Source organism: Synechocystis sp. PCC 6714, from assembly GCF_000478825.2.
Taxonomy (GTDB): domain Bacteria; phylum Cyanobacteriota; class Cyanobacteriia; order Cyanobacteriales; family Microcystaceae; genus Synechocystis.
The window spans coordinates 610,787-623,867 of record NZ_CP007542.1 but is presented as its reverse complement, the minus strand read 5'-3'; the positions used below and the strand labels follow the sequence as shown (position 1 = coordinate 623,867).

The 13,081-nt window shown below is 49.6% G+C and carries 14 protein-coding genes and 1 tRNA gene; 7 read left to right on the top strand and 8 right to left on the bottom strand.

The window, feature by feature from the left end:
- Positions 1-178: 178 nt before the first annotated feature.
- Positions 179-2,263 carry a M3 family metallopeptidase gene (locus tag D082_RS02840; protein WP_028949275.1) on the top strand — a complete coding sequence of 695 codons (2,085 nt, stop codon included), beginning with the start codon at positions 179-181 and terminating at the stop codon, positions 2,261-2,263.
- Between the two features lie 117 nt (positions 2,264-2,380).
- Positions 2,381-3,184, top strand: coding sequence for a pyrroline-5-carboxylate reductase (proC, locus tag D082_RS02835; RefSeq protein ID WP_028949276.1), 804 nt, complete (start codon positions 2,381-2,383; stop codon positions 3,182-3,184).
- Positions 3,185-3,672: 488 nt separating this feature from the next.
- Here proC and D082_RS02830 read toward each other — a convergent pair whose 3' ends face one another.
- Positions 3,673-4,662 carry a DUF1517 domain-containing protein gene (locus tag D082_RS02830; RefSeq protein ID WP_028949277.1) on the bottom strand — a complete coding sequence of 330 codons (990 nt, stop codon included), beginning with the start codon at positions 4,660-4,662 and terminating at the stop codon, positions 3,673-3,675.
- A 302-nt stretch (positions 4,663-4,964) separates the two neighbouring features.
- Between D082_RS02830 and D082_RS02825 the strand changes: the two genes are divergently transcribed.
- Complete coding sequence (locus D082_RS02825; protein WP_028949278.1) at positions 4,965-5,303, top strand: P-II family nitrogen regulator; 339 nt, start codon at positions 4,965-4,967, stop codon at positions 5,301-5,303.
- Between the two features lie 104 nt (positions 5,304-5,407).
- Here the strand turns inward: D082_RS02825 and rdgB are convergent, their stop codons facing one another.
- A complete protein-coding gene (gene rdgB, locus D082_RS02820) occupies positions 5,408-5,992 on the bottom strand; it encodes an RdgB/HAM1 family non-canonical purine NTP pyrophosphatase (RefSeq protein WP_028949279.1) in 585 nt (194 codons plus the stop codon).
- A 98-nt stretch (positions 5,993-6,090) separates the two neighbouring features.
- Here rdgB and D082_RS02815 point away from each other — a divergent pair.
- A tRNA-Thr gene (locus D082_RS02815) sits at positions 6,091-6,162 on the top strand.
- A gap of 185 nt (positions 6,163-6,347) precedes the next feature.
- On the opposite strand, the gene D082_RS02810 is transcribed toward D082_RS02815, so the two are convergent.
- The 5 genes from D082_RS02810 to D082_RS02790 all read right to left on the bottom strand — a co-directional run bounded on the left by D082_RS02810 (position 6,348) and on the right by D082_RS02790 (position 10,710).
- Positions 6,348-7,508: an extracellular solute-binding protein gene (locus D082_RS02810; RefSeq protein WP_028949280.1), complete on the bottom strand. Its 1,161-nt coding sequence runs from the start codon at positions 7,506-7,508 to the stop codon at positions 6,348-6,350.
- Positions 7,505-8,422 carry an NAD(+) kinase gene (locus tag D082_RS02805; RefSeq protein WP_028949281.1) on the bottom strand — a complete coding sequence of 306 codons (918 nt, stop codon included), beginning with the start codon at positions 8,420-8,422 and terminating at the stop codon, positions 7,505-7,507. Before D082_RS02805 ends, D082_RS02810 begins: the two co-directional genes overlap by 4 nt.
- Positions 8,423-8,504: 82 nt before the next feature.
- On the bottom strand, positions 8,505-9,485 hold the full coding sequence (locus D082_RS02800) for an NAD(P)H-binding protein (protein WP_028949282.1): 981 nt from the start codon (positions 9,483-9,485) through the stop codon (positions 8,505-8,507).
- 144 nt (positions 9,486-9,629) lie between these two features.
- Entirely contained in the window at positions 9,630-10,046 is a 417-nt protein-coding gene (locus D082_RS02795) for a PilZ domain-containing protein (protein WP_144428713.1), read from the bottom strand.
- Positions 10,047-10,131: 85 nt separating this feature from the next.
- Positions 10,132-10,710: a DUF3038 domain-containing protein gene (locus tag D082_RS02790; protein WP_028949283.1), complete on the bottom strand. Its 579-nt coding sequence runs from the start codon at positions 10,708-10,710 to the stop codon at positions 10,132-10,134.
- A gap of 412 nt (positions 10,711-11,122) precedes the next feature.
- Here D082_RS02790 and D082_RS02785 point away from each other — a divergent pair, with 412 nt between their 5' ends.
- A complete protein-coding gene (locus D082_RS02785) occupies positions 11,123-11,509 on the top strand; it encodes an AbrB family transcriptional regulator (RefSeq protein WP_020862256.1) in 387 nt (128 codons plus the stop codon).
- Positions 11,510-11,604: 95 nt separating this feature from the next.
- Here D082_RS02785 and D082_RS18915 read toward each other — a convergent pair whose 3' ends face one another.
- The gene (locus tag D082_RS18915; protein WP_238546806.1) at positions 11,605-11,787 is read right to left on the bottom strand and encodes a hypothetical protein; all 183 of its coding nucleotides are present in this window, start codon (positions 11,785-11,787) and stop codon (positions 11,605-11,607) included.
- A 7-nt stretch (positions 11,788-11,794) separates the two neighbouring features.
- On the opposite strand from D082_RS18915, the gene D082_RS02780 reads away from it, so the two are divergent.
- The gene (locus D082_RS02780; protein ID WP_238546805.1) at positions 11,795-12,541 is read left to right on the top strand and encodes a CPBP family intramembrane glutamic endopeptidase; all 747 of its coding nucleotides are present in this window, start codon (positions 11,795-11,797) and stop codon (positions 12,539-12,541) included.
- 69 nt (positions 12,542-12,610) lie between these two features.
- Positions 12,611-13,081 (top strand): hypothetical protein, encoded by a 471-nt coding sequence (locus D082_RS02775; protein ID WP_028949285.1) that lies wholly within the window; start codon positions 12,611-12,613, stop codon positions 13,079-13,081.

Genomic DNA, 13,081 nt, shown 5'->3' with positions numbered 1-13,081 from the left:
ATTAGTGTTCTTGGCGACTGATACCTTAATGTCTTATCTACTGACTAATAGATATTTCTGTTTGTCAAGTGCGGTTCTGCGCCCTGAAAATATTGCTGACGATTGTTAATCTAGGAGCATTACCCACTATTGGTTGTGGGACTTTCCCTTCCGTTAAAATTTTCGATAATATCTCCCTATGACTACCGCCATCGTTGCCAATCCCCTGCTCCAAGGCCGAGGTCTACCTGCTTTTGACAAAATTCAAGCCACTGACGTAGAACCAGCGGTGGAAACTTTGGTGCAGGAGCTAGAAGCTCAATTGACCGAGTTGGAAAAAACTGTGCAGCCCACCTGGGAAGGATTGGTGGAACCCTTGACCACTTTAGAGGAAAAACTGAGTTGGACTTGGGGCACCATTTCCCATTTGATGGGGGTGAAAAATAGCCCCGAATTACGCCATGGCTTTGAACAAGTGCAACCTTTGGTGGTGGGTTTCATTAGCCGGTTGGGGCAAAGCCGTCCCCTTTATGAAGCCTTTGTGGCCCTGCGGGACAGCATCGAATGGGACAAATTGGAGCCAGCCCAGCAACGGATTGTGGAAAGTAATATTCGGGAAGCGGAACTAGGAGGCGTAGGTTTAACGGGGGAAAAACGGGACAGGTTTAACGCTATTCAATTGGAACTTGCGGAATTAGCCACCAAATTTTCCAATAATGTCTTGGATGCTAGCCAAGCCTTTGAGTTGAAGCTAAATACCCCAGAAGAAATTGTCGGATTGCCCCCCAGTTTGTTGGCTCTGGCGGCCCAAACAGCCCAGCAAAAGGGGGAAGAAAAGGCTACTCCAGAAGATGGCCCCTGGGTAATTACCTTGGACTATCCCAGTTATCTTCCCTTTATGAAATATAGTCAGCGGGCGGATCTCCGGGAAAAAGTTTATCGTGCCTTTATTCGTCGGGCGGCGGATGGCCAGTGGGATAACCATCCTTTGATTGAAAGAATTTTGGCGCTACGGCTGGAAAAAGCTCAGTTGTTGGGTTTTGCCACCTATGCGGAGTTGAGTTTGTCCCGCAAAATGGCCCCCGATGTGGCGGCGGTGGAAAAATTGTTGGAGGAGTTACGGCACCCAAGTTACAAGGCGGCGGAAAAGGAATTTGCTGATTTGAAAAAATTTGCTGGGGTGGAAGAACTACACCATTGGGACATTGCCTACTGGTCGGAACGGCAACGGGAACAGGAATTTGATTTTGATGCGGAGGCTCTGCGGCCCTATTTTCCCCTGCCCCAAGTTTTGGAAGGTTTATTTTCTCTGGCAAAAAGGTTATTTGGGGTAACTATTCAACCCAGTGTAGATCCGGTTCCGGTCTGGCACCCCGATGTGCAATTTTTCCGAGTTTTGGATGAATCGGGCACGGCGATCGCCAACTTTTACTTAGATGCCTATAGCCGGCCGGCGGAAAAGCGGGGCGGTGCTTGGATGGCGGATTGCTTAAACCGGGGTCAAGAGTTAGTAGATGGTCAAAAGTCCCTGCGGTTGCCGGTGGCCTACTTGATTTGTAACCAAACGCCGCCGGTGGGGGATCAGCCCAGCCTGATGACTTTTTATGAAGTAACCACTTTGTTCCACGAGTTTGGCCATGGGTTGCAACATTTGCTGACCACGGTTAATTACAGCGGTGCGGCGGGCATTAATAACGTGGAATGGGATGCAGTGGAATTGCCCAGCCAGTTCATGGAAAATTGGTGCTACGACCCGACCACCCTGTTCAGCTTGGCCAAACATTACCAAACCGGGGAAGCTTTACCCCAGGCGGAATACGAAAAAATCCTTGCCACCCGCAACTTTATGACCGGCTCGGCCATGCTCCGGCAGATTAATTTCAGCCTGGTGGATTTGGAATTGCATCATCGCTATCGTCCCAATGGCCCGGAAACCATTGAGCAAATTGGCGATCGCCTAGGGAAAATTACCACCATTTTGCCTCCCTTGCCGGAAAATGCTTTCCTCTGTTCATTCGGTCACATCTTTGCCGGGGGTTACGCCGCCGGTTACTACAGCTATAAATGGGCAGAAGTGCTCAGTGCCGACGCCTTTGCCGCCTTTGAGGAAGCCGGATTGGATAATGAAGCCGCTGTGCAAAGCACGGGTAAACGTTTTCGGGACACCGTGTTAGCCCTGGGGGGAAGCTTAGCCCCCGCAGTGGTGTTTGAAAAATTCCGGGGACGACAACCGGAAACGGCTCCTCTGTTGCGCCATAACGGTTTACTACCCAACGCCAGCTAATCGAATCCATTGCTCCCTGGCTATTTCCCCCTCCCAGTCCTTGCTTGGCCATGGGGGGCCGGTGGGGTTCGGGGTATAATTTGGGATATTCTCCGGAAAGGAAAAGCCAAAATTACAGTGTCCATTCAACTTGGTGTCATCGGGGGAGGGGTTATGGCTGAAGCCATCCTGTCCCGTTTAATTGCAGAAAAAACCTATGCCCCAGAAGAAATAATTGTGGGGGAACCCCACGGTGCCCGGCGGGACTACTTACAAAAAACCTATCAAGTTAAAGTTTCCCCCGATAATCAAGAGGCGGCCAATGTTTCTCAAGTGCTGCTGTTGGCAGTCAAACCCCAGGTGCTAGACCGGGTGCTGGCCAGCTTAGCCGGAGGCGCCAACCGTCCCCTAGTGATTTCCATTTTGGCCGGCGTTTCTCTGCAAAGAATTCAAAAGGGTTTTCCCGACCACGCCATCATTCGGGCCATGCCCAACACTCCCGCCACCGTTGGGGCTGGCATGACGGCGATCGCCGTTAACAAAATGGTAGAGCCGGAACAATTGACCAAAGCCAAAGCTATCTTTTCCGCAGTGGGCAGTGTGGTGGAAGTACCAGAGAACTTAATGGATGCGGTCACAGGGGTGTCCGGTTCTGGCCCCGCCTATGTGGCCCTGATGATCGAAGCCCTGGCGGACGGTGGAGTTTTGGCCGGTTTACCCCGGGCGATCGCCCATAAATTGGCCTTGCAAACGGTCTTAGGCACAGCGGAACTGATTAAGGAAACGGAAGAGCACCCTGCCCAGATTAAAGATAAAGTTACGAGTCCGGGGGGCACCACCATTGCTGGGGTAGCGGTATTGGAGAAGATGGGTTTTCGCTCTGCTGTCATTGAGGCAGTGCGGGCGGCCTATCGCCGTTCCCAGGAACTAGGCAAAAAATAAATTTTCCCTTTTGTTATGGTTATTTCAAATAATTTCGAGACTGCTTAAGTCTTTATTGACAAGCTTTTCGGTGAATTTGACTGCGTCAGTCTTACTAGAAACGACCATAAAACTGGGTTAAAAGCTTTGTTATAGTCAATCAAAGTAAGATTGAGACGACTAAAGTCTTTACCAAAGACGCTTTTAGCTCTGGTCAGTGTCTTACTTTTAATTAAATCAACTATAGTCCTAGCGTAAGCAGTTGAGGTTCTGTTGACTACCCGGGGTCAGAGAAGACTGAAAAGTCGATTTTTCACTGGCCAAGCCCCTTTGGTGATTTGTTAGGGTGTAACAAAAAAGCCCAGGTAAACTGACCTAGGCCCTTAGAAATTTAATCTTCAGTTGTATAGTCAATCAAAGTAAGATTGAGACGGCCAAATCCTTTACCAAAGAGGCTTTTAGCTCCGGTCAGTGTCTTACTTTCAATTAAATCAACTATGTCTAATCCACTACACCAATCTCAGGTCAGGATATTCACTGATAATGTCGTTGCTGCTGAGGGTGTCTCCTTCCGCCTGGGGAGTCCAGAGCACCTCAATGGCCAATAGGCGATCGCTACTAATGCCGCCGAGGGTTTGAAGAGACTGCTTAAGCTGAATCGAGTCGTTGACTGCCGGCAGGTTCACATTGCCCTGGGCCGCCGCAATAATGGTGACCAGAATATACTCTCCTGCACCATCAGGCACCGATCCTGGTTCATCTCCCCCAATGGCTGGGGCCCTGCCGGCCTGGCGTAGCTGATTATTGAAATTGCTTAAGGTTTCGTCGGCGAACTTACTCCGTTCCGTCAGAGCCAATTGGTTAAAGGCGGCTTCTGCGGCGCTCAAACGCACTTTGTCACTCTGGCTAGAGCCATAAACCCAATATTCAGGATGACGGAGTAGGGCTAAAGTTGCTTCCTGGAGCACTAGGGAACGACCATTGGCGGTGCCAGTATCAGCGGACAGGGCCAATTCATCCAGTTCCTTTTTCAGCTCCTTGGCACTGGCCAGTAAACCCACCTGAATTTGGGCAATACCCACCTGGGGATCATTGCTAGTTAAGGCTCCCCCCCCCTCGCCATTGCCGCCGCCGCCATTACGAATGGCATTGATCACCACATTGGCGATCGCAATCATAATCAAAATGCCAAAGATACCGCCGAATCCTCCCCCAAACCCAAAGAAGGGAATGATAAAGGGAAAACCAAAGCCACCGCCTCCGTAGGTGCCACCGGAACGGTAGGAGCCACCGCTAGGACTACTGTAATTACGGCTGGGGGCCTGGAAAGAACCGCCCCCAATGCGGCCACCGCTGCGGCGAGCTTCCGCTTCAAAGGTAGGGGTGAAGACCAGGGCAAAGGCGAGGACAAAAATAATTACCACTGAAGTGCCCCGCACCCAGACCGATCGCCAGGCAATGTTTTTAGGTAGAGGTAAATTCTTGAGCATCTTAAGCATAGAGAGAAAAATTTTTGATATTCCAGCTAGGGGCCCTGGGCAAAGGGTTGACCAAACCCGGGGCAGAATGAAGCACGTTAGTTAAACATAATGCCGTTCACTCCTCTAGGGTAACGGATTCTTTTGCCAAAAGAATAGTAGTTTTGTTTCGATAATTCTCACCAAAATGCCTTCTGTTCGACCATAGGCACTGCCAAACGGTACTGATTTTTACAAAAAAACTTTTCCAGAACATGTTAAAAGTGTCTGGCTAGCCTTATAAATAAGACAACAACCAGATCATTGCACGAGGAGTACCAGGTTTGAAAAAAGTAGAAGCGATTATTCGCCCCTTTAAACTAGACGAAGTCAAAATTGCGCTGGTTAATGCAGGGATCGTTGGTATGACGGTCTCTGAAGTTAGGGGCTTTGGCCGTCAAAAGGGTCAAACAGAGCGTTACCGTGGCTCTGAATACACCGTTGAGTTTCTCCAAAAACTCAAAATTGAGATTGTCGTCGATGAAGAACAGGTTGACATGGTTGTTGACAAGTTGGTGTCGGCGGCCCGCACTGGGGAAATCGGTGACGGTAAAATCTTCATCAGCCCGGTGGATTCAGTGGTACGGATTCGGACAGGGGAAAAGGACACCGAAGCTATCTAATCTTTTTGGGATTGGCTGCCCGGTTACCGCTAATGTTGGGCAAATTGAGACAATTAATTTTATCTTTTGTTCTCCTATCCCCAGCATTCTGCCCTTCACCGCCATCAAAGACTGTCAAATTTCAACCCAGGCCACTGGTGGATGAGTTGGTTAAACGCTTTTCCCCGGTGGCTTACTGTTTGTTTTTCTACCTTGGTCATTTCTGCAAAGGTTTTTTGATGTTCCGGTACCCAAAAAATTGGATCATAACCAAAACCATGGTCGCCCCTAGGATTGTGGGTGATCTCCCCCGGGCAAATGCCTTCACTACTTAGTTGAATACTGCCATTGGGGGCGGCGATCGCCACTACGCAAATAAATTGAGCTTGTCTTTGGCTTACCCCTTCTAGAGCCTGGAGCAATTTGGCAATTCTTTCCCCATCGCTGTTGCCGTAACGGGCGGAATATAAACCCGGTGCCCCATCCAGCGCATCCACCGCTAAACCAGAATCATCGGCGATCGCCCATTGATTCAGCACCTTGGCGACCTGGGAAGCTTTTAAGCAAGCATTTTCATAGAATGTACTGCCGGTTTCCTCCACCTCAATTTCCGGCGGCTTGAGGGCCAATTGACAACCAAGGGGCTCTAAGTAAGTTTGCATCTCGGCTAGTTTACCTGGGTTCCCTGTGGCGACAATTAAAGTAGTCATGGTTTTACTGGGTTTTACGGATCGTTAAAAGAAGTTTTTCAAGGGCAAAAATTAGCCAGAGCCTCTGGGTTAATCTTCTGCTATTCTGTATCAGAGATGCTGGTGTAGCTCAGTGGTAGAGCAACTGATTTGTAATCAGTCGGTCGCAGGTTCAAATCCCGTCACCAGCTTTAGTTTCAGGGTTTCAAACTTGGTGTTCCCTAAATATTCCCTGGGATATTATCTACCGCCATGCTTCCCAAGCAGGATGCATATCGACCAGGATAGTTGCTCTGTTCAGTTAGCTCAATCGATAGATTGACACTCCCCACGGATGAATCCGGGGGTATCCCCGCGCCATAGATTTTGACAAACACTATCCTAAGTCTCCCCGCATGGTTTGCCAGAGTTGCTTGTATTGGTTGGCGGTGGCACTATCCAGGGGGGCGAGGAATTCACAGCGCTCCAGTAACTCCGGTGAAAAAGCTAATAAGGGGTTAGTGCTCAGGGCAGAAACCTCCAGGTTTTGATAGGGCACTGCCAGGGCGTTACTGAAAGTGGCCATTTGCTCTAGGCTGGATTGCTGGGCAGAGAAATTCAGCCATTTATAAGTAATTTCAGCAGCTTCAGCATCGGCGGGCATGGTCCAGAGGTCAGCCCAAAGGGATGTGCCAGAACTGGGAATGATGGCAGTTAACTCCGACTGATTTCTCAGCAGGGGAATAATTTCGTTTGACCAACCCACAGCCAGCCACACGTCCCTGTTGAGCAGAGCTTGGAGGTAATACTTGTTGCTATAAAACTTCACCTGGGTCGCTAATTCCTGCAAAGCGGAGGGTAAGGCATTAATAGCTCCGGGATTGGTGACATTGTAGGAATAGCCTAGCTTTTTCAGAGTCAAACCGATCGCCTCCCTGGGATCATCCACCAGGGCAATGTGTTGCTTTAAGTCTGGCCGCCACAGATCGGACCAATCCTTTGGTTCCCAACCCAGATCGGCAAAGGGTTGGCGGCGATAAATAATCATGGTGGGGCCCCAACGGTAGGGAATAGCCCAAATTTTGCCGTTTTGATCAGGTAAGCCTTGGTCATTGCGTTGCCCCAACAATTGCCACCGTGATGATAATTCCGGCCATTGACTCAACTGATCAAGGGCAAAGGGTTGGATGAGTTTTCCTTTTATCACCCGTTCCAGCCACACATCTCCGCCCGTGACCAACTGGGCTGCTGGGGTCTGATTTACCCCCGGTCTGTTACGCCACAGTCCTTTGGACGTATCTGAATTTTGGGCATTTTGCCAGGTTTGCAAATTGTCAAATAAACTCTGCAGGTTGGCGATCGCCTTGAAATTCAATTTCTTAGCTTGGGGAAACTGTCGCTGAAATTGATTAATTAACTGGGGGGGCAGGGAACGGTTTAAAAACTGAATTTCTCTGCTACTGCCCTGGCCAGATCCGCATCCCCCCAAACCAGTGGCAAGGCCGACAACGGCGGCGGACTGCAGAAAATGGCGGCGGGAATAGCGGGGCAAATTCATGGCAACTCCACCGAAGTCGGTTTAGCAATATGGGGCAACCCCCAGCCTAACTTCTCCCGCAGAATACGGAAAAATTCCGGCGTTTGCAGGCGGATAAACTTGGCCGCATAGGGTGATTTCGACAAATGAACCTGGTCTTCTGGTAGAACATAACAACCACCATTGCCATCCACCACCAACACCATGCGGTTGGGAGTAGCAGGGAAAATAGTTACCGGTTCCAGATCGGAAAAAACCAAAGCCCTGGAAGCGAGGGAATGGGGACAAATGGGCGCTAACTGAAATACCGGTACATCGGGGGTAACCACTGGGCCCCCAGCGCTGAGAGAATAGGCCGTGGAACCCGTGGGGGTGGAAACAATGATGCCATCGGCGGCAATGTCCACGGAAGCATGGTGTCCCACCCGAATTTCAAAATGGCACATGCTGGTGAGGGGTTCCCGGTGCAACACCATTTCATTCAAGGAAAGAGCTTCCCACAATAGGGTTTCTTCCCGCATCAACCGCACCGTCATCATGGAACGGCTTTCGACCTGATAGTTACCAGCAATTAATTGTTCGATCACCGTGGGCAGTTGATTCAGATAAATTTCCGTTAAAAAGCCCATGTGACCCGTGTTAATGGTCAGTAGGGGAATGCCTAGGGGGGCCAACTGACGGAAAGCCGACAATACAGTGCCGTCTCCCCCCAGGACAATGGCAAAGGGCATGGACTCGTCAAAATGGGGCGGAGTCAAATGCTCGATGCGGGTATGGCAAATGGGACGATCGGGTTGGGAGTAGCCCAGCAGGCCACCAGAACCAGTTTCCATCGCCACTGTGAACCCACTGCTTTGCAGTTGCTCCTGCAATTCTTGGGCAACGCTACAGGCGGTGGGCTTATCGTCGTTGAAAATGATGCCGACTTTTGGCACAGGGGCGAGATCCTAGGGAGTCAGGGAACAGGGAGCGGACAAACCAGGCTATAAATAAAACTATCAAATTTGCCCATCAAATCTAGAAAAAGAAATTATTTTTCTTCTTTTTGCCCTCCGTTTGGGCTGGATTAACCTCATAATCCAGTTCTTTGAGCTTTTTGATAATACGCCCGAAATACTCTTGCAAATAGGCTTCTAAGGTGGTGGTTTCCTTGGCGTCAAGGCCAAATTCTTCGTACACCGGGGCCATATCCGCCGTTAACGCTTTACCGCTGGCCAACACCTCCGCAAAGGCGAGGCGATCGGATGCGTTATAGGTCCACTGGAAAAAGCGGGTAAGGCCCCGCATAAATCTGAGCACCGCCATGGGCACTTGGGAAATGCGGGCCGTGTTGCCAGACATTCTTTCACAGAGTTGAATAATTTCCGTCGCCCCCCAAGCCCGACTACCCACCACTGGATAGGTTTTACGGGCCACACTGTCCAATTCCGCCGCCCGCACTGCGAATTTGGCCACATCCTGGGTGTTCATATAGGCAATGGGAGTATTCTCGCCGGTTTGCCAGACCGATTGGTTATCCAAAATGGGGATGGCGTACTGGCCAATTAAACCCTGCATGAAACCCGCCAGTTGCAGAACGGTGTAATCCAAATCCGTTTGGGCTAAAAATTTTTCCGTACAATTTTTGATATCCATCAGGGGCACTTTGGGATATTCCGCTGCCCGCAAAATGGAGAAAAAGATGAACTTTTTGATACCGGCTTTTTGCACTGCTCGAATTAAATTAAGCTTACCTTCCCAGTCCACTTGACGGATGGTGAGGGAATCGGTAGCCCTGGCGGTGGAAGCGTCAATGACTGCATCAATATTTTCTAGGGCTGGGGGCAGAGTTTCCGGCTTACAGATATTTCCCCCCACAATGGTGGCCCCCCACTCCTTGAGAAAGGTTGCTTTTCTCAGGCTACGGACTAGGCAAACAACGGTGTGACCTTGGTCGATCGCCTGCCGAACAATTTGCCTGCCCAGGGTGCCTGTGCCGCCTACCACCAAAACTCGCATCTTAATTTTCTTTACAAATTTTAATACTTTGCTAAATCCTATCAGACTCTGACAATTATGGGTATATGAGGTATGGAGAAAAATCCCCCGATTCGATCCAGGGAATAGGGAGAAAAAATCAACAGATAAAGCTGGGGGTGATCGTCAGGAATTGGGGCGTTCCACCAAACCACTGGGGCCCGCCTGTTGGCAATATTGTAGAAAAGTGGCGAATGCTTCGGGGGAATCCACCGCAATGATTTTGCCGCCAATTTCATCAAAACTCTCGTTGCGAGACTGACGCCACATGGGGTTGACCTTGACGGTAATGGTGGGCAAAGCTTCGTTGTCCATGCGCCGGAGTTTGACTTCAAAGTCACTGCCCTGGGGCCAGTCGTTGGGCACACTGACACAAATACCCTGACGAGTTAGATCAAAGGATACCCCCACCAGTTCCCCGGCCATATTAAACACCTGGCAAAAGGCCAACATTCTTTGTTCCTGGCGTCGCTCCTGAATGCCCTGTAAATGGGCAATGGTTAGCACTTCTTCGGAGTCTGGGGACGGGAACTCTGCAGCCATAGGGAATACTTCCTCTGTGAAATTTGTCCATTCAGTTAATGGAACTTCTTAATCCTTAATTTTGCCATTCTCCCTTGCCCAATTGCTAGGGGAGGGGAAAAGCCATGGCTGTTAGTACGCTCCAGAGTCGTCGGGCTCCATCTTTACTACTAAAGAAAAATAATTCCGTTAGTAGGGAGAGAAGCCGTTCTTCCGTGGGCACTAAGGAAGATAAATTCCCTTCTTCCCCTTGTTTATTCTGATATGCCTGCCAAGCGATGGTAAATTTCTCAGCGTATTCCTTCAGCAGTACAGTTTGCAACGGATTTTTACCTTGTTCCTTGGTTTGCTCAATCAAGCTGACCGATCGCCGCAGAAGTTCTTGGTAATGCCCCCCCAAATGGGCGATCGCCATGGTCAGAAGACGAATGCCTTCCCCATCTAACTGTCCAGGGACAAGGGTGGGGGCCGGATAATGTTTGCCCAAAGGATAGCCCGCGGGGGTGGAAGCAGAAATTTTTTCCAGAATTTTTGTCCAGGTGATTTGATCTACATCAGTCAGGGCCACTAAAGCCAACAGGAGTTGATCTAGGTAGAGATTCATTCGTCGTAGCTGTTGACGGGTAGGGGCAGTGGGAAAGGGTTGGAGGGGGGTAGAGCCAGAATCAAGGGGGGCAAAAACCATAGAAGCTTCAAAACCAGAACAATCTTAATAAATGCATGACATGGGTCGGGTAGTGAATCCAGCCTAGCCCATGGTTTCCCCTACAGAAAAATATCTTCTTCCAGGGCTTCACTGGATTTTATCGCCAATCTAAGGAAGAAATCGTCACTTTTCGGAAAGGTGAACCCTTAGCTAGCTTGTATTGCCCAAACCTAACTCATTATTGCTCCATAGCGGCAAAAAATCGGTAGAACAAAACTTGCCAGTGGTCAAGGCTTGCTTTTTTCAAAGGCAAAAATTTCCCAGCTAAACAATTGAAAAGTTTGAAAAAAAAGTTTTTCAGCTAAGGTTTAATGTTATATTTTGTCTCATGTAGACTTTTGAAAAAACGAGTCTCTGCAATCAAGCATCATTCAACGGAAAAAATAATCCCATGCCAAACGCCTCCACCGCACTAACCGGCAAAGCATTACTTAATAAAGTTAAAGAACTCTCCCATCTGCCCCGCCGAGAAACAGCCAAAGCCTGTGGTTACTACTCCACTTCCAAGGAGGGACAAGTGCGGGTAAATTTGACGGACTTCTATGACGCAGTTCTGGCGGCCAAAGGGGTTCCCCTCGATCCCTCTGGTACCAAAGATGGTCGAGGCCGCGAACCAACATTCCGGGTTAGTGTACACAAAAATGGACAGATTGTTATTGGCTCTACCTACACCCAAGAAATGGGTCTCAAGTCCGGGGATGAGTTCGAGATCAAACTTGGTTATAAGCATATTCACCTGAAGCAAATTACCGATAGCGACGACGAAGAGGAAGTGTAAATTTCCCTGATGTGGTTCTCTAAGCAAGGGGGACTCGGTAGTTTTTCGCTGGGGGGGAGGCCTGAAATAAAAAGGTTCCTCCCCTTTTTTATCAATTAGGTACGACAGCGAACGTACTGCCAGGCTGGCCCTTGCATATTTTGCTTTTGTTGAGAGAAAAATTGGCGATCGCCGTTGGGGAGACCGATGGAAAATCTGGCAACAATGTGGCAGACATGGCCGGGGCTACTAAAAATTACTGCTTTTTTAGTAAGTTGGTTAGTGCTATGGTATCCCATTGCTCTTATGCTGGGGCGTAAATTAGGTTGGCAACCTTGGCAGGCGGTCACTCCGGCTCAAAAATTGCCTTTAGTTCTGTCGCTCTACTGCGTTTCTCCCCTACCCATCTGGGCTGTGACCCAATGGGAGTATCAATCCCTGGGGGATTACGGTTTGCATTTCAGCTCTGCACAGTTGCTTTCCTTGGCGATCGCCGTAGTGGTGGCGGTGCTTGGTTTAGGTTTAACCTTGGCGGTGCAGGGCAAAATCGGTTTATTGCAATGGCATCGGGAAAAATGGTGGGATTTAGTCAAACTGTCCCCGCTTTTCCTCATACTGGCCCTGGCGATCGCCCTGGTGGAAGAGTTGATTTTTCGGGGTATTTTCCAAAATCAATTGCAACAGGATTTACCTGCGTGGGTAGCGGCAATGGTAATCAGCGCCATATTTGCGGTGCTCCACCTACTTTGGGAGCGGCGGTTAACAGCGTACCAACTGCCCGGTCTGTGGCTATTGGGGATGGTCCTGGTGTGGGCCCGTCTGGTGGATGGCGGCAATCTAGCCTTGGCCTGGGGACTCCATGGGGGTTGGGTATTTGCTCTGGCGGCCTGTGATGCCACTGGTTTAATCACTTATCCTTGCAGCAACGGCAATATTTGGGTGGGCAAAGCCAATCAGCCCCTGGCGGGTCTGGCCGGTATTATCTGTTTACTGCTCACCGCTTTGGCGATCGCCTTCCTGCCCCGGCTGTCCCCCCTTTGGCCTGGGGTTTGAAAGGTCAATTACCCCGGACGGTTTTGCTAAGATGGTTCCCCGTTAGGATCCATCTCCCCATCTGTCCCTATGCCGTTGTCCATTGCCGTAAAATTTGCTGATTTCCCCTGCCGGATACCATTGCGCCTTGGTAGGGCTGTGGTGTTGCTGTTGGGGCTAAACCTGGGTTTAATCGGTTGTGGAGTCAGCAAAGCGGACCAATGTCGACAGCTAATTTTAATTACCAAACAAATGGCGGAGGAAGGAGCTAAATATAGAGATACCACCTCAGTGGAAGAAGTACTGAAAATCGCTGATTCGTTTGATGCTACTGCCACAAAAATAGAACGGCTCAACCTTGAAGATCCGGTGCTAGCTAACTATCAAGGAGAATTAGTTAGTATTTACCAGGGCAATGGGTCAGCTACCCGCACCATGGTTAAGGCTCTGGAAAGTAAGGATATTTTGACTGCCCAGTTGGCCCAAAAACAGGTGACCACCATTGGCCAACAGGAGCAACAGGTAATTACTAACATCAATCTCCATTGTCAAAACCCCTAG

Coding starts and splice junctions, on each gene's coding strand:
- D082_RS02840 (WP_028949275.1), top strand. CDS start 179: ATGACTACCGCCATCGTTGCCAATCCCCTGCTCCAAGGCCGAGGTCTA.
- D082_RS02830 (WP_028949277.1), bottom strand. CDS start 4,662: ATGCTTAAGATGCTCAAGAATTTACCTCTACCTAAAAACATTGCCTGG.
- rdgB (WP_028949279.1), bottom strand. CDS start 5,992: ATGACTACTTTAATTGTCGCCACAGGGAACCCAGGTAAACTAGCCGAG.
- D082_RS02810 (WP_028949280.1), bottom strand. CDS start 7,508: ATGAATTTGCCCCGCTATTCCCGCCGCCATTTTCTGCAGTCCGCCGCC.
- D082_RS02800 (WP_028949282.1), bottom strand. CDS start 9,485: ATGCGAGTTTTGGTGGTAGGCGGCACAGGCACCCTGGGCAGGCAAATT.
- D082_RS02795 (WP_144428713.1), bottom strand. CDS start 10,046: ATGGCTGCAGAGTTCCCGTCCCCAGACTCCGAAGAAGTGCTAACCATT.
- D082_RS02790 (WP_028949283.1), bottom strand. CDS start 10,710: ATGGTTTTTGCCCCCCTTGATTCTGGCTCTACCCCCCTCCAACCCTTT.
- D082_RS02785 (WP_020862256.1), top strand. CDS start 11,123: ATGCCAAACGCCTCCACCGCACTAACCGGCAAAGCATTACTTAATAAA.
- D082_RS18915 (WP_238546806.1), bottom strand. CDS start 11,787: ATGGGATACCATAGCACTAACCAACTTACTAAAAAAGCAGTAATTTTT.
- D082_RS02780 (WP_238546805.1), top strand. CDS start 11,795: ATGCTGGGGCGTAAATTAGGTTGGCAACCTTGGCAGGCGGTCACTCCG.
- D082_RS02775 (WP_028949285.1), top strand. CDS start 12,611: ATGCCGTTGTCCATTGCCGTAAAATTTGCTGATTTCCCCTGCCGGATA.